The organism is Acinetobacter sp. S-1 (genome assembly GCF_059579785.1).
On record NZ_CM184207.1, the window covers coordinates 2,688,584 to 2,708,115 of the forward strand.

Annotated in this window: 23 protein-coding genes and 1 other RNA gene; 12 read left to right on the plus strand and 12 right to left on the minus strand. The window is 37.6% G+C overall.

The annotated features are described in order from the left end of the window. Positions 1-2: 2 nt before the first annotated feature. Both AC52J8_RS12780 and AC52J8_RS12785 read right to left on the minus strand, forming a co-directional pair. Positions 3-710 (minus strand): BON domain-containing protein, encoded by a 708-nt coding sequence (locus tag AC52J8_RS12780; RefSeq protein WP_002117601.1) that lies wholly within the window; start codon positions 708-710, stop codon positions 3-5. 79 nt (positions 711-789) lie between these two features. Then, on the minus strand, positions 790-1,191 hold the full coding sequence (locus AC52J8_RS12785; RefSeq protein ID WP_057085809.1) for a YraN family protein: 402 nt from the start codon (positions 1,189-1,191) through the stop codon (positions 790-792). A gap of 209 nt (positions 1,192-1,400) precedes the next feature. Between AC52J8_RS12785 and rsmI the strand changes: the two genes are divergently transcribed. Together rsmI and AC52J8_RS12795 are read left to right on the plus strand one after the other, a co-directional pair. Then, the gene (gene rsmI / locus AC52J8_RS12790) at positions 1,401-2,237 is read left to right on the plus strand and encodes a 16S rRNA (cytidine(1402)-2'-O)-methyltransferase (RefSeq protein WP_086400149.1); all 837 of its coding nucleotides are present in this window, start codon (positions 1,401-1,403) and stop codon (positions 2,235-2,237) included. 99 nt (positions 2,238-2,336) lie between these two features. Then, complete coding sequence (locus tag AC52J8_RS12795; protein WP_057062162.1) at positions 2,337-2,723, plus strand: hypothetical protein; 387 nt, start codon at positions 2,337-2,339, stop codon at positions 2,721-2,723. 2 nt (positions 2,724-2,725) lie between these two features. On the opposite strand, the gene AC52J8_RS12800 is transcribed toward AC52J8_RS12795, so the two are convergent. Then, entirely contained in the window at positions 2,726-3,616 is an 891-nt protein-coding gene (locus tag AC52J8_RS12800) for a LysR family transcriptional regulator ArgP (RefSeq protein ID WP_005070528.1), read from the minus strand. A 106-nt stretch (positions 3,617-3,722) separates the two neighbouring features. Here AC52J8_RS12800 and AC52J8_RS12805 point away from each other — a divergent pair, with 106 nt between their 5' ends. Further along, the gene (locus AC52J8_RS12805; protein ID WP_002117603.1) at positions 3,723-4,325 is read left to right on the plus strand and encodes a LysE/ArgO family amino acid transporter; all 603 of its coding nucleotides are present in this window, start codon (positions 3,723-3,725) and stop codon (positions 4,323-4,325) included. Between the two features lie 55 nt (positions 4,326-4,380). On the opposite strand, the gene AC52J8_RS12810 is transcribed toward AC52J8_RS12805, so the two are convergent. Next, positions 4,381-5,022 (minus strand): cation efflux transmembrane domain-containing protein, encoded by a 642-nt coding sequence (locus AC52J8_RS12810; RefSeq protein ID WP_005075543.1) that lies wholly within the window; start codon positions 5,020-5,022, stop codon positions 4,381-4,383. Between the two features lie 65 nt (positions 5,023-5,087). On the opposite strand from AC52J8_RS12810, the gene AC52J8_RS12815 reads away from it, so the two are divergent. Further along, positions 5,088-5,489 carry a MerR family transcriptional regulator gene (locus tag AC52J8_RS12815; RefSeq protein ID WP_057068554.1) on the plus strand — a complete coding sequence of 134 codons (402 nt, stop codon included), beginning with the start codon at positions 5,088-5,090 and terminating at the stop codon, positions 5,487-5,489. 38 nt (positions 5,490-5,527) lie between these two features. On the opposite strand, the gene AC52J8_RS12820 is transcribed toward AC52J8_RS12815, so the two are convergent. From AC52J8_RS12820 to AC52J8_RS12840, 5 genes are all read right to left on the minus strand, one after another. Further along, the gene (locus AC52J8_RS12820; protein ID WP_002117665.1) at positions 5,528-5,779 is read right to left on the minus strand and encodes a hypothetical protein; all 252 of its coding nucleotides are present in this window, start codon (positions 5,777-5,779) and stop codon (positions 5,528-5,530) included. Positions 5,780-5,986: 207 nt separating this feature from the next. Further along, the gene (locus tag AC52J8_RS12825; protein WP_068611570.1) at positions 5,987-7,219 is read right to left on the minus strand and encodes an FAD-dependent monooxygenase; all 1,233 of its coding nucleotides are present in this window, start codon (positions 7,217-7,219) and stop codon (positions 5,987-5,989) included. After that, positions 7,216-8,424: a 2-octaprenyl-6-methoxyphenyl hydroxylase gene (gene ubiH, locus AC52J8_RS12830; protein WP_086400150.1), complete on the minus strand. Its 1,209-nt coding sequence runs from the start codon at positions 8,422-8,424 to the stop codon at positions 7,216-7,218. Before ubiH ends, AC52J8_RS12825 begins: the two co-directional genes overlap by 4 nt. Positions 8,425-8,455: 31 nt before the next feature. Next, entirely contained in the window at positions 8,456-9,778 is a 1,323-nt protein-coding gene (gene pepP, locus AC52J8_RS12835) for a Xaa-Pro aminopeptidase (RefSeq protein ID WP_496538790.1), read from the minus strand. Between the two features lie 67 nt (positions 9,779-9,845). Then, on the minus strand, positions 9,846-10,475 hold the full coding sequence (locus tag AC52J8_RS12840) for a UPF0149 family protein (RefSeq protein ID WP_033848653.1): 630 nt from the start codon (positions 10,473-10,475) through the stop codon (positions 9,846-9,848). A 64-nt stretch (positions 10,476-10,539) separates the two neighbouring features. On the opposite strand from AC52J8_RS12840, the gene AC52J8_RS12845 reads away from it, so the two are divergent. The 3 genes from AC52J8_RS12845 (at position 10,540) to ssrS (ending at position 11,761) form a co-directional block, all read left to right on the plus strand. Next, entirely contained in the window at positions 10,540-11,100 is a 561-nt protein-coding gene (locus tag AC52J8_RS12845) for a hypothetical protein (RefSeq protein ID WP_002117619.1), read from the plus strand. Next, positions 11,097-11,381, plus strand: coding sequence for a cell division protein ZapA (locus tag AC52J8_RS12850; RefSeq protein ID WP_002117766.1), 285 nt, complete (start codon positions 11,097-11,099; stop codon positions 11,379-11,381). The genes AC52J8_RS12845 and AC52J8_RS12850 overlap by 4 nt, the downstream gene beginning before the upstream one ends. Before the next feature lie 195 nt (positions 11,382-11,576). Next, positions 11,577-11,761: non-coding RNA, 6S RNA (gene ssrS, locus AC52J8_RS12855), on the plus strand. Between the two features lie 140 nt (positions 11,762-11,901). Here ssrS and AC52J8_RS12860 read toward each other — a convergent pair. From AC52J8_RS12860 to AC52J8_RS12870, 3 genes are all read right to left on the minus strand, one after another. After that, on the minus strand, positions 11,902-12,222 hold the full coding sequence (locus AC52J8_RS12860) for a hypothetical protein (RefSeq protein ID WP_032063126.1): 321 nt from the start codon (positions 12,220-12,222) through the stop codon (positions 11,902-11,904). A gap of 93 nt (positions 12,223-12,315) precedes the next feature. After that, positions 12,316-12,429, minus strand: a complete 114-nt coding sequence (locus AC52J8_RS12865) for a hypothetical protein (RefSeq protein ID WP_002117788.1) — start codon at positions 12,427-12,429, stop codon at positions 12,316-12,318. Positions 12,430-12,541: 112 nt separating this feature from the next. Beyond that, positions 12,542-12,886: a hypothetical protein gene (locus tag AC52J8_RS12870; RefSeq protein WP_017387158.1), complete on the minus strand. Its 345-nt coding sequence runs from the start codon at positions 12,884-12,886 to the stop codon at positions 12,542-12,544. 223 nt (positions 12,887-13,109) lie between these two features. Here AC52J8_RS12870 and AC52J8_RS12875 point away from each other — a divergent pair, with 223 nt between their 5' ends. From AC52J8_RS12875 to AC52J8_RS12895, 5 genes are all read left to right on the plus strand, one after another. Continuing rightward, positions 13,110-13,694, plus strand: a complete 585-nt coding sequence (locus tag AC52J8_RS12875) for a 5-formyltetrahydrofolate cyclo-ligase (RefSeq protein WP_496538791.1) — start codon at positions 13,110-13,112, stop codon at positions 13,692-13,694. Positions 13,695-14,138: 444 nt separating this feature from the next. Beyond that, entirely contained in the window at positions 14,139-16,568 is a 2,430-nt protein-coding gene (gene lon / locus AC52J8_RS12880) for an endopeptidase La (protein WP_002117591.1), read from the plus strand. Between the two features lie 303 nt (positions 16,569-16,871). Beyond that, positions 16,872-17,351: a 23S rRNA (pseudouridine(1915)-N(3))-methyltransferase RlmH gene (gene rlmH / locus AC52J8_RS12885; protein WP_002054393.1), complete on the plus strand. Its 480-nt coding sequence runs from the start codon at positions 16,872-16,874 to the stop codon at positions 17,349-17,351. 112 nt (positions 17,352-17,463) lie between these two features. Next, a complete protein-coding gene (locus tag AC52J8_RS12890) occupies positions 17,464-18,240 on the plus strand; it encodes a DODA-type extradiol aromatic ring-opening family dioxygenase (RefSeq protein ID WP_496538792.1) in 777 nt (258 codons plus the stop codon). A gap of 168 nt (positions 18,241-18,408) precedes the next feature. Then, a complete protein-coding gene (locus tag AC52J8_RS12895; RefSeq protein ID WP_496538793.1) occupies positions 18,409-19,518 on the plus strand; it encodes an META domain-containing protein in 1,110 nt (369 codons plus the stop codon). Positions 19,519-19,532: the final 14 nt, after the last annotated feature.

Consider the following 19,532-nt stretch of genomic DNA (forward strand, 5'->3'; position numbering starts at 1 on the left):
TATTACTGTGCATTCGAAGCTGGATCTGTTTGGTCAGGATCAATTGCAACAGGAGTTTGAACTGTTGGTTGAGCAATGACGTTATTAATAATTGGTGTAGTCGTTGCACTAGCAGTACTCGCCGCTGGCGCAGGTGCTAAATCAACGTTATCAATGAGTGTCACAATTTTGGTCACGTTACCAACATTTTGAAGCACATTATTTAAATCATTAATTTCAGCTGTATTTAAACGGCCCATCACATATAAAACACCATCTTCGGTATGGACAAGTACTTTACTGTCCGATACAACTGGCGCTTTCATTAAAAGAGCACGTGTATTTGCAGTTACACCAGCATCTTGCATGATCGTGTTATAGCTGACCTTATTACCCACGGTAATGTAGTTATGTACAGCTTTTACATCACTCATGGCTTTAAGATTGTCTTCTGCCAATTGTTTCAAGTATGGGTCTGGCACTTGTCCTGTTAATAAAACAGTACTATGGAAACTTTCGATATTAATACGTGATTGTTTAAAACGCTGATCAAGCTTATAGAGGTTAATATTCGCTGTACGTTTAATTGAAGAATCAATGAATACCTGACCTAAGCTACGTACACCACTATCTGTTCCGACTGGAGCTGTACCTGTTCCACCAGAAATAAAACTTGCGCAACCTGACAAACTTGCGACACAAAGCGCTGTTACAGCAATACGTTTCAACACTCCACCAGACTCCTATCAATCTCTTCTTGGCTTGATCATAAAACATCGGTTTTAATTTGCTCAAAAGAGTAATGAACTCTTAATCCAAAGTAAATGCATTTTCGATCCATTGCAGATCATAATGGAAATTTGAAAAGTCTTGCTGTACTGTTTTTGCAATTTTCTGTGGAAAATCAAAACAAATCACATCAAAACGACAATAAAAATCCTGATAAGATGGGTAGCGCTGTAAAAAACGCATCGCGGTTTTAATAATTTTTTTCTGCTTTGTTCTCGTCACCATTTCGCAAGCTTGTCCATAATTTCCTATAGTACGCGCCTTTACCTCAACAAAAACCAGCTCTTGCCCTCTTTTAACAATCAAATCCACTTCACCACCGCGTGAATGGTAATTACTGGTTACCCATACATAGTTTTGCTTTTGTAACAGGTTTAAAGCCGTTTGCTCTGCCCATTTACCCAACTGCTGCGCTAATAGCATTCTTATCTTCCCCAAATTAAAAGTAGCAATACATATTTTGATGCTTAAATTATTTCGTTAAATCCACCCGTACTTTCTGATCTAAATTGAACAAATGAAAATCAGATCATTTTGGAAAAGCAAAGGTTGGCAGACATTGTTCACGCCCAAATCATAATTTCGGGTAAACTACCCCATTAAAATTGTTTATCTGTACGGAGTAAAACCAAATGAGTGCTCAGTTATTCGTTGTAGCCACCCCAATCGGGCACTTAGATGATATGACTTTCCGTGCAATTGATATTTTAAAATCAGTTTCTATTGTAGCTGCCGAAGATACGCGTCAATCAGCACAATTATTTAAGCACTATAATATATCGACTCAACTTACTGCATGTCATGATCACAATGAAAGTAATAAAATTGAGCAGTTAGTTCAAAAATTACTTGCAGGCGATGATATTGCTTTAATTAGTGATGCGGGTACACCGCTTATTAGTGACCCTGGTTTTAAGTTAGTTCGAGCTGCTCAAGAACATGGTATTAGGGTTGTTCCCGTGCCTGGCGCATGTGCTGCGATTGCCGCTTTAAGTGCAGTAGGCCTACCGAGTGATCGTTTTAGTTTTGAAGGATTTTTGCCATCAAAAGCTTCTCAACGTATTTCTCAATTAGAAAAACTCAAAAATGAAACTCAGACCTTAATTTTTTATGAAGCACCACATCGTATTTTAGAATGTGTAAAAAATATGGCTGAGGTATTTGGTGAAAATCGTCCTGTAGGTTTCGCACGTGAAATTACCAAAACCTTTGAAACCATCAAAAAAATGACTTTAAAAGATTTGGTCAGTTTTATAGAAAATGATCACAACCAAGAAAAAGGCGAAATTGTTCTTGTAGTTGGCGGTGCACCAGAAAAAACAGATCTGGAACAAGAAAAACTAGATGAGCTTTTAAAGCGCTTACTTCAAGATTTATCTGTTAAAGCGGCATCTCAACTGGCTGCTGATTTAACAGGAGTTAAGAAAAAAGTCGCTTATCAACGTGCGCTTGAGTTAACACAATCTTAATCTTTTGATTAAGCACAGTGATGAACAATAAATAGCCTTCATCATCACTGTGCATGAATTTTGCATAATAATATTAAAGATAAAAATAAGAGTATTTACATGAATGTACAGCTTGGAAAACTTGGGCCGCATGAAGAGTGTGAACTAGAATTACTACTTTCAGGCGAGAAACCCATCGCTTTGTTTTATGATCTATTACCTACCGAGTTTTTAGAGCATCTCGAGCAAGGTACTTTATCTATGCTGAGTAAAGATATTGAAACCTCTTTACCTTTACCATTTTCAATTATGCTGATCTATAAAAATGCTCCTTTAGCAGATTTAAATGAACTTGTGTTATGTATTGAAAAATCACTAAAGGAGACTCAACTCGAAGATCGCTTAGAACTTGACCGTAGAATCGGACAACTTTTAGGTTACTCAACACAAGATATAGAGTTTTATATTCAGCATGTTTCAAATTTTTATGCCCGCTCAGGGACTTAAATTTATCTCAATATCTTTTTTGCTGATTGAACAATTGTTTCAGTTAATACATCAAGTTGCTGTGACTGTCTTTTCCAGTGGTGCCAATATAAAGGAACATCAAGTTCGGCTTCAGGCATAATATCAACAAGTGTTCCATTTCCGAGTAGTGGCTGAACCTGCAACTCGGGCACCATGCCATAGCCTAAACCTAATTGAATTGCTTTGACGAAAGCATCTGTTGCTGGAATAAAACTATAAGGATAACTTTGCATCGGTAAACCGTATCCTTTTAGTAAGACCTCTGAATGCATTAAGTCTTTATGATTAAAAATAACTGCTGGTGCTTTTCTTAATGCGTCTCTATTCACTCCGGCACTAAACCATTTATTTACAAATTCAGCAGAGGCCAACATTTTATAACGCATTTTTCCTAGTGGTTGAGCTAAACAACCTGACATGACCTGCTCTTCTGCCGAAATACAGGCATTGACTTGTCCTGTCTCCAATAAAGTGTGCGTGTGAGATTGATCATCAATTTTTAGTTCTAAGACTATTTTTTCTTTAAAAAGTGTTTGCTGAATATTTGGTAAAAGCCAAGTAGCTAATGAATCTGCATTTGAAGCTAGAGCAATTTTATAAAATTCAGATTCTGATGATTTTCCCATCAAACCTTGTAATAAATTTTGCTCCATTAATCTCGTATGACGTAAATGTTGCAATAAAGTTTGCCCCGCTTGAGTGAGCACACAAGGGCGACCTCGTATAATTAGAATTTGTCCTAAATACTTTTCTAAAGCCTGTACGCGTAAGGACACTGCCGAGGGTGTAATATATAAATGCTCCCCTGCCGCATCAAAACTTCCCAATTCTGCGACTGCAAGAAAGGCTTCACATTGTTTGCTATCTAACATATCAAACCTAAATTTTTTTTAGCCAAACCTAAATATTCTTAATTTTACTTATTTTTTAATAAAAAGTCAGATAATTCCCACATCTGATTTTTTCCACCTTATTGTTATGTTCTCTCTTAGTATATTTTTTAAAGGTTTCGGTATTGGTAGCGGGCTTATCGTAGCAATTGGAGCTCAAAATGCTTTTGTCCTAAAACAAGGACTTAAACAGCAATATGTATTTTGGTTGTGCTTAATCTGTGCTCTATCCGACTCAATTTTAATTGCCTGTGGTGTATTAGGCTTTGCCGAAATCATGACGGCATCACCTATCTTAATTACCGTAGCTAAATATTTAGGGGCAACGTTTTTATTAGTTTACGGTGCCAAAGCATTTTATGCTGCATTTAAGACTACCCAAAGTATGGACCTTGATAGCAGTCAAAAACAAACATTAACTCAAGCATTAGTGACCTGTCTTGCCTTTACTTGGCTTAATCCTCATGTTTATTTAGACACTATTGTTCTGATTGGTTCAGTTGCAACTCAGCTTGAAGACAAAGTGAGTTTTGCTTTGGGGAGCATTCTTGCCTCTTGGGTTTTCTTTTTTAGTCTGGGCTATGGTGCAAGATTATTAAAGCCACTATTTACCAATCCCAAAGCTTGGAAAATTTTAGATTTCATTATTGGTTGCGTTATGTGGAGTATCGCTATAACCCTCTTGTTTTAACGGCTTAAAATAAAAAAGGATCATATAAAAGATCCTTTTTTATTACTCTTGAGTATTACGCTTCACTGGCAACTATAACTCTTGCCTGTTTTCTTTCTTGTTGTGACTGTTTTATAACAGCATAACCAGAAGATACACCCAAGTATGCAATGACAAAGGCAACAAATAAATCGGGAAATACACTGCCTGTTCCAAATACCCCAACCGCAGCTAAAATTACAGCAATATTAGCAATTGAGTCATTTCTACTGCACAACCAAACAGAACGCATATTTGCATCCCCATCACGAAATGCATAAAGCATAAGCGCGACAGAAACGTTAGCAATTAGAGCCATTACACCAATTGCCCCCATCACCATTGGTTCGGGTGAAACACCATAAAAATACGACCAGACCACTTTCGCAATGACAAAAACACCGAAAGCCGCCATCGTTATTCCTTTAACTAATGCCGCTGTCGCACGCCAATATAAACTCATCGAAAGAACGACTAAAGATAGTGCATAGTTTGCTGCATCTCCGGCGAAGTCCAATGCATCTGCCCAAAGTGAAACAGATTGGGCCTTATAACCTCCCAATATTTCCACCACAAACATTAAGGCATTGATCACAAGTGCAATCCATAACGCTTTTCTAAAACGTGGACTCACTTTCTTTGAAGGAGAACATGTTGAAGCACAACCACATCCAGCCATTTTATTTCCTCAAAAACTCTTTTATAGTGATTAAAAACCCTCGAGTAGCTCCAGAGTCAAGTCTTATGAGTCTTTCTATTGGTCAATTATCAAAAAAAGCGGATATTCCAATTGATACGATCCGTTATTACGAAAAAGTAGGTGTACTTGATCGCATCCAACGTTCAGAAAATAATTATCGTATTTACACCGAACAAACACTTGCAGACCTTTTATTTATTAAGCACTGCCGTGAATTAGATATTTCACTGAGTGATATTAAAACATTAAAAGAAATGAAAACTCAGCCTAAACAGGCCTGCACAGAAATTGATAATTTAGTCGATAAATACTTAAAAGAAGTATCAGAAAAAATCGAACGATTATTACTTTTAAAAGAATCTTTGATTGATTTAAAACAGCACTGCTCTACCAACCGAACAGTAGATGAATGCGGGATTTTGAAAGAACTTCAAAACGCACCTTAAAAATAAAAAAAGCATCACTCATGTGATGCTTTTTAGGATTAATGGTCGCTATGTTCATCTGGAGGAACTTCAGTAATTCTCCCCCCGCGAGCTAAAAATGCGGCAACTTCATCTTCCAGCGCTTGGCGCTGTTTTTGCTTAGCAGTCACAGTCAGTGTTTCTGCCTCAGCAATATCAGTATCATTAATACTGCTTGCTTCTTCATCAGCTGCACCGCTTTCAGCTGCTTTCGCTTCATCTTCATCTACAGCAGAATCTTCTGCATCTTCATAATCATTGATATCTGACATTTTTCACTCCCCAGAATGATTTCTATTGCATCATCGCTATGGTCCCAAGACCTCAGAAATTTAGCAATCTCTTTGCATTTAGCAAAGAGCCAAATTGGTCAAATGTGTATCTTTTTCAACCCAATTGGTAATGATATATAAATGATTGCTTAAAAAATATCTACTGATATTTATTTAGACCAGTAGAGCATAAACTTCGTAATTATTTTAACGACTATACTGGGTGTTTTGTAAAGACCCTAAACCGTTTGCTTGTTGCATAAAACGCTCTTTTAAGAAAGAAATTTGTTCAACTTGCTTGAGTCCCACATTCCGAGCCCAGATAAATGGAAATAGCTCACTACTTTCCAACCAGCCAATTGCCGACATGCTATGCATCATTGCATCATTTTGGCCTTTACGGCGATGCTCATAACGCAACAATGTCTGTTCATTTGCCCATACGCCGCGTGCTAAGTCATGTAACAGTGCATCACAGAGTACAGCCGCATCTAAACAACCAATATTTACGCCTTGTCCAGCAAGTGGATGAATCACATGTGCTGCATCTCCAATTAAAGCTAAACCAGCTTTCACATACTGTTTTGCGGCGCGCGCTTTGAGCGGGAATTGGGCTCTTGAACGTACATCTAATACTTCACCCAACATATGTTGGCTTTCACGAGTTAAAAGCTGCATAAATTCATGATCGGTTAAAGCAGAATATTCATCGGCATAATCATCAGGTAGTGTCCAGACAATTGACTGCCAGTAGCCATTTTTACTTTCTTCAAGACTAGCCATCGGCAAATAAGCTAAAGGCCCTGTAGGTAAGAAAATTTGCCGAGCAACATGATTGTGGGGTTTAGATGTTTTAATGGCACAACTAATCGCTGCTTGCTTGTAATCTAAGACATCTAGGTCAATAAAGGCCTGTTCTCGTACAAATGAATTGGCACCATCTGCCCCAATCAGCAGTTTTGTTTTAAGTGCCGTACCATCTGCCAATTGAATATGCCAACAACCAACACCCTGCTCAATGCGAGTCACACGAACTTGAGTACGATAGTCTGTTAACTGCTCAAGCATTTTTTGTTGAATAGCAACATTCAACACACTTGGCTCAACCATAGAACCCAAGGTCTGTTCTGGCATTGGTCTTTGTACGGATTCGTGACCAAAATTAATTTCACCATAGCCATTCAGATTCCACACTTGCATGCCTGTATATGGCATTTGACGTGCTAGATCATCCCAAACATTGACAGTTTTAAGCAAATGAATGGTCGCTTGGCTCAGTGCTAAAACACGCGGGTTCATCACACTTAGTGTTTTTTCAACATCCAGTACAGGAGCAGCATCAAGCACAGTAGGCTGTACACCACCTTGGGCAAGTAATAAAGCTGTTAAACCACCAACCAGTCCACCACCAACAATGACAACATCTAGTACTTCACTCATACTTTTAACCCCATTGCATAGTTCGCTACCAGTGGTTTAACACCCGGAATGACATCAAATGCAATTAATCCCGTATTACGAATTAATTTTAATAATGGATTTTGATTACTAAAACCACGAACCACGGTGTCACAGAACTTAATCACTCGCTGTTGATCTGACAAACGGGCTTGTTCATAAGCCAGTAAATTATCTGGGTTACCAATATCATCAGAAGTAGTTAGCTGGTTCACTAAATAACGCACTAAAACATCCGCATCACGTAGACATAGGTTAAAGCCCTGTCCTGCAACAGGATGGATTGTATGCGCCGCATTCCCCATTAAAATAACGCGTCCGACTGCTTGTTTATGTGCAAGCACTTGTGAAAGCGGATAACTAAAGCGTTTACCCGTCTTTTCAAATTTACCCGCTCTGTCACCATAAGTTTTTTGCAAAGCATCTAAAAAGTGTTGGTCGTTTTCTTCACCTAACCACTCACCTTCAGTGCCTTTTTTAACAGGCCATACAACCGAACGGCGATATTCGCCCGGTAAAGGCAATAAAGCTAAAGGGCCTAATGCACTAAAACGCTCAAAACCGACTTGTTCATGGGGTTTTGAAGTCTGAACAGTAGTGACAATTGCAACCTGATCATAATCATGAACATCAACACCGACGCCAATTGCCTGACGACAGAAAGAGTCACGTCCATCTGCGGCGATTAATAGCTTTGACTCAAGTTTTAAAACTTCATCACCACGCTTGGCCTCAATATGTACTTGCTCAGCATCTTGAGTTAAAGCAGTCACTTGAACGCCATCAATCAGCTCAATCAAAGGCTGCTGACGTACTTGAGTCAATAAAACACGACCCAACCAAGCATTTTCAATCACCTGCCCAAAGCTTTCGACTTTTTCTTGTTCTGCAATTAATCGTGCCTTACCAAAACTACCTTGTTCAGTAATGTGAACTTGTAGAATTGGAGTCGCGTGCTGCTGTAATGCATCCCATAACCCCAGCTTCTGATAAATCTGGACGCTACGACGCGATAAAGCCGTATTACGCGCATCGAAACTGGAATGATAAGGGGCAACATTTTGATCATCATAGTTTGGGTATTTCACAGCTTCTAACAGCTTTACTGCAATATTAGCCTTCGCCAGCATGAGTGAAAGGCTAAGTCCAACCATTCCCCCACCTACAATAATCACTTGTTGTTGCATCGAGTTGTGCTCCTTTGGCGAATACGTTTAATTATGATTTAGCTTGCGCCATTAAATGTTCAATATCTGCAATATTTTTAACTACATCAGCAGTTAAAACTCGCGGACCTTTTGATGTTGCGACCACATCATCTTCAATACGAATACCAATACCACGCCATTTTTTATCTACAGTTTCATCGTCTGGTGCAATGTATAGGCCTGGTTCAACGGTAACGACCATACCTTCTTCATATTGACGCCAGTCTTCACCTTTTTTGTAAGACCCGACATCATGTACATCCATTCCTAACCAATGACCTGTACCATGCATATAAAATTGACGGTATGCTTCGGTTTCGATAAGTTCGTTAATATCCCCGTTGAGCAGACCTAAATCCACTAAGCCTTCGGTTAAAATTTTAACTGCTACTTCATGAGGCTCACGGTACGAATTACCAATGCGTACTGCATCAATTGCCGCATATTGAGAAGCCAAGACAACTTCATATAATGCTTTTTGCTCAGCACTAAATTTACCATTTACCGGAAAAGTACGGGTAATATCTGATGCATAGAACTCATATTCACATGCAGCATCAATTAAGACTAAATCACCGTCTTTAAGAGGTTGGTTATTTTCAACATAGTGCAAAATACAAGCATTAGCCCCACCACCAACAATACTGTTGTAAGAAGGCACACATCCGTTTTGCCCAAATATATAATTGAGCTCGGCTTCTAGTGCATATTCCATCATGCCAGGGCGAACAGTTTGCATTGCACGAGTATGTGCCTGAGCACTAATTTTTGAAGCAATTTGCATCAGCTCAAGTTCTTGTGGTGACTTGATTAACCGCATTTCATCGACAATACGGTCGAGCTGTACCAGTTGAGCTGGAGCACCTTGATGTCGATGCTCAGCATCTGCTTTTTTAATCCACTGGCTCACTCGTGCATCAAACGCAGCATTGTGTCCGATTCGATAATAAAGACGCTCTTTATTTAATAACTTTTCAATAATTTCTTCATCAAGCAGATCAATTGCATAGGCTTCATCTGCATCATAGTCTTCGATTGCACCATCAATTCCGGCACGGTAACCATTCCAGATTTCCATCTCACGGTTACGTTCACGGCAGAAAAGACTATAACTATAGTCAGTTACATCCTCAAAGGTTTCAATAACTGCAACTGCTTCAGGCTCAGCAAAGCCCGTCAAATAGAAAAAACTACTATCGGCACGGAATTTATAATCCGAATCACGATTACGGTACATCTCCTCACGCGTTGCAATAATAGCAATACTGTTAGGACCCATTTTTTCTGCTAAACGGTCTCTACGATGTTGAAAATCAGCTTGAGGCAATTTCATAATGATCTACTTGATTTAGAATTTTAAAGTCAAAAAATAAAATACAACCAATAACACATCGCCTCAATTAGCTTGGACGATGTGGTGTGAACATTTCTACAATATTCTGATCTGTACCTAGAGCAGCATTTTTACTTTTTGCATGAACGTTTTTCAATAAAGAACTTTCAGCTACAGTGATTTTTTTTCTACCAATCGACAAGCTTACAGGAATTAAGCGTACAAATTCATACAATTCTTCGTAACTGCTTTCGCCTTCCTCATCATTGTCAGAATCTTCAAATTCTACTGCAGCAACATCTTGAAGGTGTTCAATCAATTCACGCTCATCACTACGAACATGACCCGATGCCAAACCAAAACCTAACACAACACCCGCACACCAATCAGATAATGCTTGCACACGCTCTTGAAGTAGATGTTCATCATCTGGAAGCATTGGTAGATAATCTAATTCATCTTCAGATAAAGCATGAACCACATCTTCTGCTTCGTCAGTCAAAAGCGCTAAAGCATCTTCACTTAACTCTGGCACATTAAGGGTTGTTAAAATTTGTGACCATTCTTCACGCGTTGGCGCTTCTGTCACACAAACAATACCTGTTAATAGACCATGTAACTCACTAGGGCTTGAAATTTCTTCAATTCCTTCAAAATGAGCGTTCCAATCTGTCCAGCCTGAAATATCGTCTTGCATTCGTTTATCCAATCTCTATACTTTGTATATATTACCTTTGATTGCAATTCTGTGCGACCTCGTTATGTTAGAACAATTACAGCGGCTACAAGCGCATATTAGCGTTTTAAAAACACGCTTACATCATTTAGAGAGTGAACATGCGGCACTCTCGGAAGCTAAAGAACTGGCTGAAACAGAGCATCACGCCCAAGTTGTGCAAAAAAATAGTATTATCACTAAAAAACAAGAGGAAATTGAGTCGGTAACTGAGCAACTTTCTCAGTTAAAAGGCCAATTTCAACAATTGAATCAAGATGCTAACACACTTGCCGAACGTTATAGCCGATTAGAAAAAAGTACGACTGATTTAAAAAATCGTTTTCAAGAAATTCTTGCCGAACGAAATGAATTACGTGTTGCAAAAGAGAAGTTACAAGCCCACCAGCGTCAAACCCAACAAGAGCTGCATGATTTACAACAAGACCGTGACCGTTTGTTACAAAAAAATGAGCTTGCCAAATCAAAAGTTGAAGCCATTATTCAGCGTTTAGGAATTTTAGGTACTGCTCAAGATCAACACGCTCAAGAAATCCAGCAACTTGCCCATCCTAATGCTGAAACTGGTGAGGAGATCCAATCATGAGTGAACAAGTCATGGTAGAGCTTAGGCTAATTGAGCAGACTTTTAGACTCGCGACTACCTCAGATAAAAAAGATGAACTTGAACGCGCTGCACAACTTCTCAATGAGAAATTTAATGATATGCGCCGTAGTGCCCCACGTGTTGAGCACAACAAACTAGTCATTATGGTCGCTCTACAGTTAACTCAAGAAGTGCTGAGTCTTAATAAATCTTTGCAGGAATACACTCACTGTGAACGCTTACTGCAAGCGATTTTAGAAGATGTGGAACAGGTTATTTAACAAGCTTTGATTACCACAAAATGCCTTGCTCTATAAATCATAATAGATGCAAGGCTTTTTTATTTTTGACTATACATTACGGTTAAATATCGTTTTATCCACGTTCAATGTACAAAGCTTCATCAAACGCAAACTAAGTTTACAGTTCCATAGACTCAAGTGATTGCCAACATAGTCAGATCGGTTATACTTAAGCTATCTCTGGGATGTTCGCCAGCGGGTCTATTCCCCTGCCGATACTTAAACTTATGGATTGCGTTCTGTATATTTAGAGTGTATGCCTACCTTCGAGTAGGAAACCCAGCAAGTATACGTCGCGTCCACCTTGAACTCATCGGGTTCAGGGTAACGACACATGCAGCGGCATCTTCGGAGCATTTATTTTTAATTAAATAATAAAATTCCAAAAATTTATTTCAATTAGCTTTTCAATACAGACCTGTCGGTACGATCTTTTTCTCAAGCATTCAATAAGTATCACATTATTATTTTAGAGATGAATGAGTCTCTACATTCAAAATTACTTTTCTTTTCTACTCAGGCATTCTTGATACCAAGCTGTTTGAAAATCTTCTATCGCTTTTCGTTTAAAGAAGCTGGTCTTGAATACTTTGGTTGAGTAAGCAGAAGTAATTAAATCTTGATAAAGTTGTTTTGCCTTTGGATCTTCAAGACTATTCGCTATATGCTGCAAGTCTTCAGATGGGACTTTTTGTTGACGCGCTTCCATGACAGTATAAGAAACTTTCTTCACCACATTACAAATTTCGGGGTCATTTACACTTTCATCGGCATAACAGCCAAAAGCTAAAAAACTAAGAAAAAATAATTTAAATTTCATATACCTACCTTATTTTTATAGCTTTAAATTAAGTACAGAATTTTATTATTAATAAAGAAATAGGAAATTGATCCCTATTTCTTTTAAAGGTTTTTATGCTGGATTAATCACATAAAAATAAATAATTAGACCTACTAAAACGGTTGAAGCGATCGTTAAGTATGTACCAACTGTATTAAAACTCTGTAAGAACTTTAAGATTTCCATATCTAAATCCCCTAAACTTTCACTTATAAAGATAGAAGAAAATTTATCACAACCCAATAATGCCAATCAATTCACATTTATCGGATTTTTTGAGATTAAAATCAAAACAAACTTATTGAGTGCATCTAATCGCAAAAGCATCCTTATAGTAGTCCGTTGCACTTTTCAAATCTGATAATAATTTCTCTTCGGTATAAGGTTTAGGCGAAATTTTTATTAAGGCAGGCATATATTGGGTCTTATAAACTTCTGGATAGTCATGACATAAGATTTTGACTTTAATTTCTTGCGGTGTATTCGGGTTATCTAGTTGATCTAAAAACTCTCCTATTTTACGATCTGATTCTTCAAATTGAGCTTTATAATCAACTTCCGCCGCTTCAGGTTCGGCTTGTTTCGTACATCCACCAAGTAGCAGACCAGCACTTATTGTAATGGTTAAAATTTTTAACTTCATAGGCTTAACAATTTCACATTCATCCTTTTAAATATTCTTATCTGATTAAATGTAAATAAATACTGGTAATACGTAAAGAAATAGAATTTTTTATCGCTAAAGAAAATACCTTGTATCAAGTAAATTTAAAGTTATTTCTTAATTAGTTCTCTATTTCCATAAATCTTAAGAAAAATAGGTATAATTTTGCTCGACTGATCTCAAATCTTTGTTAGATTTACGCATGAATGAACTTAGTTTTATTAGAAAAAATTTAAGATCTAAAAGACGCTCTTTGTCCCCATTGGAGCAAAAAAAAGCTCAGCTTAATGTTCTCCATCATTTAAACAGTCTTGCTATTTTTCATTCATCAAAAAAAATTGGTTTATATTTACATGCCTTCGGAGAAGTTCATACAGATCTGATCATAAAGTTATGTTTTCAAAAAAATAAACAAGTTTATTTACCTATGATTTGTTCTATGAACCAACGTTTAGTCTGGGTAAAAATATCTAAAAACCAATATGTAAATCGACGTTTTTCTCATCATCCATTGGGTATGAAAGAACCCATGGCAACAAGAGGAAAACATGTATCAAAACTTGATTTACTGTTAATGCCACTTTTAGCTTGTGATCAATACGGTACGCGTATTGGTATGGGAGGCGGCTATTATGACCGTACCTTGGCAAGTGCAAAACATAAGCCTTATCGTTTAGGAATGGCTCATCAATTTCAATTTATTGGACATACTTTAAAACGTCAAAGTTGGGATCAACCCTTAGATGCTTTACTCACCCCTCAACATATTTATTATTTTAAAAGATAATATTTATAGAAAATTAAAATTAGTCTTAAGTTTTTAATGCCCCTAAAATCATAAAAGTAACCACCCTAAGGATGGTTACTTCTACGTGACAGACCGATTTACCAACTTATAGTAACACGGCTATTTAATGTTCAATATTAAATAAGTTTTGCATTATTGTTAATTATACAATGCCGACAAATGACATAAGAAAATGGTTATTTTCCATCCAAACGTCTTTTTTACTATATGAGTATTTCATAATTATTAAGCTAAATTACCTATCCTTTCTACAAAATTTTATTCTTCTTAAGAATTAATCCATTGATTCATAATATTTTAATAAAAAAGTTGACTAAATTAGTCATTTTTTCCACATTTTCTATAGAGAGGCCCTTGTAATTTTTGAAATACACATCACTATAAAAAACATGGCAACCTCGTTGTCACTCATTAGGAGTGCCCATGTCTGAACTTATTATGAATGAAAAAACTGACTTAGAGCCTCAGGTTCCAAGTGTATTACCACTTTTAGCGTTACGTGATGTAGTGGTCTACCCACACATGCAAATTGCGTTATTCGTGGGTCGTGAAAAATCGATCAATGCAGTTGATGTGGCTCGTAACAGTGACAATTTAGTATTTGTAGTTGCGCAAAAAGATTCGCTTACAGAAGAAATTGATCACGATAACCTTTATCAGTACGGAACTGTCGCTAAGATTGTTCAAGTCGTAAATCATGAGAATGATGAAAACTGCATTAAAGTACTTATTGAAGGTTTACATCGCTCTAAACTTGAAAAGATTATCGATGAAGATAGCCATTTGACTGCTGAACACAGCTTAAGTCCAATGACAATTAACGTAGATAAAGCTACTCAAGAAACTCGTTTGCAAGAGTTACGTACTTTATTTGCTCAATATGCTGAAGCAAAATTACGTAATGCACGCGAACTCGTTGCTGCGGCTAATAAAATTGAAGACTTGCTACAACTCATGTTCTTCGTAGCAACACGTGTGCCTCTAAATATTGAAATTAAACAGAAGTTTTTAGAGCACGATGAGTTTGAAGCACATTTGCAAGAGCTTATGAGCTACTTGGTCAATCAATCTGCTGAACAGCAAATTGAACAAACTTTGCATGACAGCGTAAAACGCCAAATGGAAAAAAATCAACGTGAATACTTTCTAAATGAAAAAATGAAAGTCATTCAACGTGAACTTTCTGACATGAATGGCGGTGCTGAAGATGACGTTGCTGAAATAGAGAAACGTCTTGCTGAAGCTGATTTACCTGAACACGTACGTAAAAAAGCTGAAGCTGAGTTCCGTAAGCTTAAAGCAATGCAACCTGCGTCTAGTGAAGCAGCTGTTGTACGTAACTATCTAGAAGTAATTTTAGATACACCGTGGAATAAAGCGAGCAAAGTGAGTATTAACCTTGCGAAAGCACAGGAAATTCTCGATACAGATCACTACGGCTTAGATGACGTAAAAGACCGTATTGTTGAATACCTAGCTGTTCAGTCTCGTGTTAAAAAACTCAAAGGTCCGATTCTATGTTTAGTAGGCCCTCCTGGTGTAGGTAAAACTTCACTTGGTGAGTCTGTCGCGAAAGCAACAGGTCGTGAATTTGTTCGTATGGCACTTGGTGGTGTACGTGACGAAGCTGAAATTCGTGGTCACCGTCGTACTTATATTGGTGCGATGCCAGGTAAAATCGTGCAATCTTTAACAAAAGTTGGCGTGAAGAACCCATTGTTCTTACTCGACGAAATTGACAAGATGGCGCAAGACTACCGTGGCGATCCTGCTTCTGCATTGCTTGAAGTATTAGATCCATCACAAAACAGTAAGTTCAACGATCACTATTTAGATCTTGATCTTGACCTATCTGAAGTGATGTTCATCTGTACTGCAAACAGTATGAATATTCCAGAAGCCTTGCTTGACCGTATGGAAGTTATTCGTCTACCGGGTTATACCGAAGATGAGAAAGTTAACATTGCTGAACGTTACCTTGTTCCAAAGGCAATTAAGAACAATGGTCTACGTCCAAAAGAGTTAACAATTCATGAAGAAGCGATCCGTGACATTGTTCAACGCTACACACGTGAAGCTGGTGTACGTAGTTTAGAACGTGAAGTGTCTAAAATTGCGCGTAAAGTGGTAAAAGAAGCAGTAAGTAAAAAGTCTAAAAACTTACAACTTGATGTGACTTCTGCCAATCTTCCAGAATACTTAGGTCCACATAAGTTTGACTTTGGTATCGCAGAAGATGAAGCACAAGTAGGACGCGTAAATGGTCTAGCTTGGACATCTGTAGGTGGTGAGTTACTTACCATTGAAGTTGCAGCTGTGAAAGGTAAGGGTAAATTCATTACGACTGGTTCACTCGGTGACGTAATGAAAGAATCTATTACTACAGCAATGACTTTAGTGCGTACACGTGCCGATGAGTTAGGTATTGAAGCTTCTCGTTTTGAAGAAACTGATGTACACGTTCACTTACCTGAAGGTGCAACACCAAAAGATGGTCCATCTGCTGGTTTAGCATTAACAACTGCGCTTGTATCAGCATTTACAGGTATTGCAATTCGTCCAGATATTGCAATGACTGGTGAAACAAGCTTAGGTGGTCGTGCAATGCGTATTGGTGGCTTAAAAGAAAAACTTCTTGCGGCACACCGCGGTGGAATCAAGCTTGTCTTTATTCCACAAGATAACGTTCGTGACTTAGCAGAAATTCCTGCGAATGTTAAAGAAGGTTTGGAAATCAAAGCTGTGAAAAGTATTGATGACATCTTACCTTTAGCATTAGTTTCGATGCCAAAGCCTTTACCTAAAACACCGATTGTAAAACCGGTGGAAGGCTCAAAAGCAGCACGTCACTAATTAAAAATATAAAAAAGAGAGCTTCGGCTCTCTTTTTTTTGTTACACAATTTGATTGAAAAATATCCAACCATCCTCATAATAGGTAATAAGAGTATTTAAATAAATGAGTACTCTTAACTATCTAATTCTTAGATAGCCTTGTTTTTATTCTCTATGATCATCTGAACTCCAGACAGATGATCATTTGATCGCAGTCCAACACTGTTTTTTGGACTGCGTTTTTTATGCCAGCTTTTTAGATCGTCAGATACTTTCATTCCTCAGGTATAATGCGCCAGCTGTTTTTGAATGAATAGATAACATGAAAATTCGTATTCTGACCATTGGTCAAAAAATGCCTGCTTGGGTTCTTACTGGTTTTGAAGACTATTTCAAACGCATCCAACCTTTTGTTCAAACCCAAGTTATTGAACTACCTATGGCCAAACGTGGTAAGAATGATTCAGAAGCGGATATTTTAAAGTATTGCCAAATTGAAGGCGAAAGCATTTTAAATGCTTTAAAACCGAATGAAACGTTAATTGCTCTAGAAGTTGGTGGTCGGGAACTAAGTACAGAAAAATTAGCTGACACAATGAAACAATGGATGCTTGAGGGCAATGATGTAGCACTTGCGATTGGCGGTCCAGATGGTTTGTCAGATCAGGTACGTAAAGCTGCCGCTTGGCATTGGTCACTTTCAAAACTTACAATGCCCCATCCATTAGTACGTGTTTTATTAATCGAGCAACTATATCGGGCCATGAGTATTAATCACAATCATCCCTATCACCGTGCATAAAAAGAACAAACGTTTCATTTTAAGAACAATCCGTTGAAATCAGGATACTTTTAACATGTCCTGATTTTGGCATAATGACTATTATTCTGCTTTTCAACTCAGGTGTAATGAAATGGAACTACAAACCCTTCCTGGACTGTTTATTTCCCATGGCTCGCCCATGCTTGCACTTGATCCAGAACAAGTGGGACCTGCTCTACACCGTTTAGGCACAAATCTTCCTATACCTAAGGCAATCATTGTGATGTCTGCGCACTGGGAAAGTAAAGCACTTGAAGTGAGCATTTCGACTCGTCCTGAAACGTGGCATGATTTCCGTGGATTTCCTAAAGAATTATATGAAATTCGCTACAGTGCGCCTGGCGAACCAGCATTAGCAGAAGAAATCTTAAAATTATTGGCCGATGCTCACTTTGTTGCACATGCCAATAGTACCCGTCCTCGTGATCATGGCGTATGGATGCCTTTATTGCATATGTACCCAGATGCAGACATTCCTGTAGTCGAAATTTCTTTGCCATCAAATTTAAGTGCACAAGAAATTTATCGTATAGGACAAACACTCTCCCCTTTACGTGACAAACAAATTTTACTCATTGGTTCGGGAAGTATTACTCATAATCTTGCAGAGTTATCTTGGCAAGGAGACAACTCTAAAGTTCCTGAATGGGCTTCGACTTTTAGAAATACTGTCGTTAATAAGCTTTCCCATCAAGATTATGATGGAGTTTTAGACTGGCAATCACTGCCTTACGTAAAACGCAACCACCCTACGCTTGAACATTTTGCACCTTTGTTTTTTGCTATGGGTACAGGCAATCGCTTTACGATTGTTCATAGTAGCTTCACAATGGGTTCATTAGGAATGGACATTTATCGTTTTGATTAATTATTAAGAAATACCCCGTTTTGCGGGGTATACCATTATTTTTGTTGAAAATTAGAATAATTTACAAACTTATACATTTTAAAAACCGAAACAATCAAATGTTTACATTTTCTTTTTTTAAGAATGTTTTAAGCTTATTACTGTTGTTTTTTTACTTGAAGTTTTTAAATGAAAATTAAATATTTAATTCTTGCGTTATTACCTTTTTCTTTGATGGCGTGTCAAACAGTTACTAATAATCCTGCTCCAATTGTATCTGAGCAACAACAAAACCTTGCAACCACTTTGGGTGAATATGCATGGACTTATCAAAATGTAAAAGCTTCTAAACCACTTATTCTTAACTTTAATGCAGATGGTAAATTAGCCATTAATACGGGCTGTAATGGCCAAGGCGGTACTTGGAAAGTTGAAGGTAACCAACTTGTTACTTCTAATCTAGTTTCAACTATGATGGCTTGCCAAGATGATTTAATGAAACAAGAACAATTGTCGAATAGCATCTTTAATGAAGCAAAATTACCAATTGAAATTAGCAACACTAATGGTCAGGTGATTTTAACGGTGACAGATAAAGCTGGTCAAAAACACATTTTCCAAGGTCAAAAAGCAGTTAATACTCAAGCTTTAACAGATTACTCTTGGTCATATCAGCCTGAAAATACTAAAAAGCCAATCGTTCTTAACTTTACAAATGATCGTTTATCTATCGCAACAGGTTGTAACCGCCAAGGAACAACTTGGAATGTTGAAAATAATACGATTGTAACAGCTGACGTAATGTCGACAATGATGGCATGTGAACCTGCTTTAATGAAACAGGAACAGTTCTCTAGCAGCCTCTTCCAAAAACGTGCAATTCCGTTTGAACTTAATACTACAAATGTTGATCAACCAACATTGACAGTATCTGATGCTCAAGGCCAGAAATATACTTTCACAGGTAAAATGACACCTGAAGCAAAATATCAATCTGAAGGAAAAACTGTTTTCCTTGAAGTAGCTCCAGAAACTAAATCTTGTACTGGTGTTGCGCCACAAACTTGTATGCAAGTTCGTGAAATTAAATATGATGACAAAGGCGTTAAAACTTACGCTGACAAAAACTGGTCATTATATTACGGTCAAATTGAAGGTTTTGAACATAAACCAGACCAACGCGTAATTTTACGTGTGAAACGTTTTGAAGTGAAAAACCCGGCTGCTGACCAATCTAGTCAAGCAGATGTATTAGATATGGTTGTAGAACAAGAGTTAGTTAAAAAACCTAAGAAATAAGTTTTTAGACTAAA

What these genes read in the sequence shown, in the direction of transcription:
- AC52J8_RS12785 (WP_057085809.1), bottom strand. Translation starts at nt 1,191, where the DNA reads ATGCTATTAGCGCAGCAGTTGGGTAAATGGGCAGAGCAAACGGCTTTA.
- rsmI (WP_086400149.1), top strand. Translation starts at nt 1,401, where the DNA reads ATGAGTGCTCAGTTATTCGTTGTAGCCACCCCAATCGGGCACTTAGAT.
- AC52J8_RS12795 (WP_057062162.1), top strand. Translation starts at nt 2,337, where the DNA reads ATGAATGTACAGCTTGGAAAACTTGGGCCGCATGAAGAGTGTGAACTA.
- AC52J8_RS12800 (WP_005070528.1), bottom strand. Translation starts at nt 3,616, where the DNA reads ATGTTAGATAGCAAACAATGTGAAGCCTTTCTTGCAGTCGCAGAATTG.
- AC52J8_RS12805 (WP_002117603.1), top strand. Translation starts at nt 3,723, where the DNA reads ATGTTCTCTCTTAGTATATTTTTTAAAGGTTTCGGTATTGGTAGCGGG.
- AC52J8_RS12810 (WP_005075543.1), bottom strand. Translation starts at nt 5,022, where the DNA reads ATGGCTGGATGTGGTTGTGCTTCAACATGTTCTCCTTCAAAGAAAGTG.
- AC52J8_RS12815 (WP_057068554.1), top strand. Translation starts at nt 5,088, where the DNA reads ATGAGTCTTTCTATTGGTCAATTATCAAAAAAAGCGGATATTCCAATT.
- AC52J8_RS12820 (WP_002117665.1), bottom strand. Translation starts at nt 5,779, where the DNA reads ATGTCAGATATCAATGATTATGAAGATGCAGAAGATTCTGCTGTAGAT.
- AC52J8_RS12825 (WP_068611570.1), bottom strand. Translation starts at nt 7,219, where the DNA reads ATGAGTGAAGTACTAGATGTTGTCATTGTTGGTGGTGGACTGGTTGGT.
- ubiH (WP_086400150.1), bottom strand. Translation starts at nt 8,424, where the DNA reads ATGCAACAACAAGTGATTATTGTAGGTGGGGGAATGGTTGGACTTAGC.
- pepP (WP_496538790.1), bottom strand. Translation starts at nt 9,778, where the DNA reads ATGAAATTGCCTCAAGCTGATTTTCAACATCGTAGAGACCGTTTAGCA.
- AC52J8_RS12840 (WP_033848653.1), bottom strand. Translation starts at nt 10,475, where the DNA reads ATGCAAGACGATATTTCAGGCTGGACAGATTGGAACGCTCATTTTGAA.
- AC52J8_RS12845 (WP_002117619.1), top strand. Translation starts at nt 10,540, where the DNA reads ATGTTAGAACAATTACAGCGGCTACAAGCGCATATTAGCGTTTTAAAA.
- AC52J8_RS12850 (WP_002117766.1), top strand. Translation starts at nt 11,097, where the DNA reads ATGAGTGAACAAGTCATGGTAGAGCTTAGGCTAATTGAGCAGACTTTT.
- AC52J8_RS12860 (WP_032063126.1), bottom strand. Translation starts at nt 12,222, where the DNA reads ATGAAATTTAAATTATTTTTTCTTAGTTTTTTAGCTTTTGGCTGTTAT.
- AC52J8_RS12865 (WP_002117788.1), bottom strand. Translation starts at nt 12,429, where the DNA reads ATGGAAATCTTAAAGTTCTTACAGAGTTTTAATACAGTTGGTACATAC.
- AC52J8_RS12870 (WP_017387158.1), bottom strand. Translation starts at nt 12,886, where the DNA reads ATGAAGTTAAAAATTTTAACCATTACAATAAGTGCTGGTCTGCTACTT.
- AC52J8_RS12875 (WP_496538791.1), top strand. Translation starts at nt 13,110, where the DNA reads ATGAATGAACTTAGTTTTATTAGAAAAAATTTAAGATCTAAAAGACGC.
- lon (WP_002117591.1), top strand. Translation starts at nt 14,139, where the DNA reads ATGTCTGAACTTATTATGAATGAAAAAACTGACTTAGAGCCTCAGGTT.
- rlmH (WP_002054393.1), top strand. Translation starts at nt 16,872, where the DNA reads ATGAAAATTCGTATTCTGACCATTGGTCAAAAAATGCCTGCTTGGGTT.
- AC52J8_RS12890 (WP_496538792.1), top strand. Translation starts at nt 17,464, where the DNA reads ATGGAACTACAAACCCTTCCTGGACTGTTTATTTCCCATGGCTCGCCC.
- AC52J8_RS12895 (WP_496538793.1), top strand. Translation starts at nt 18,409, where the DNA reads ATGAAAATTAAATATTTAATTCTTGCGTTATTACCTTTTTCTTTGATG.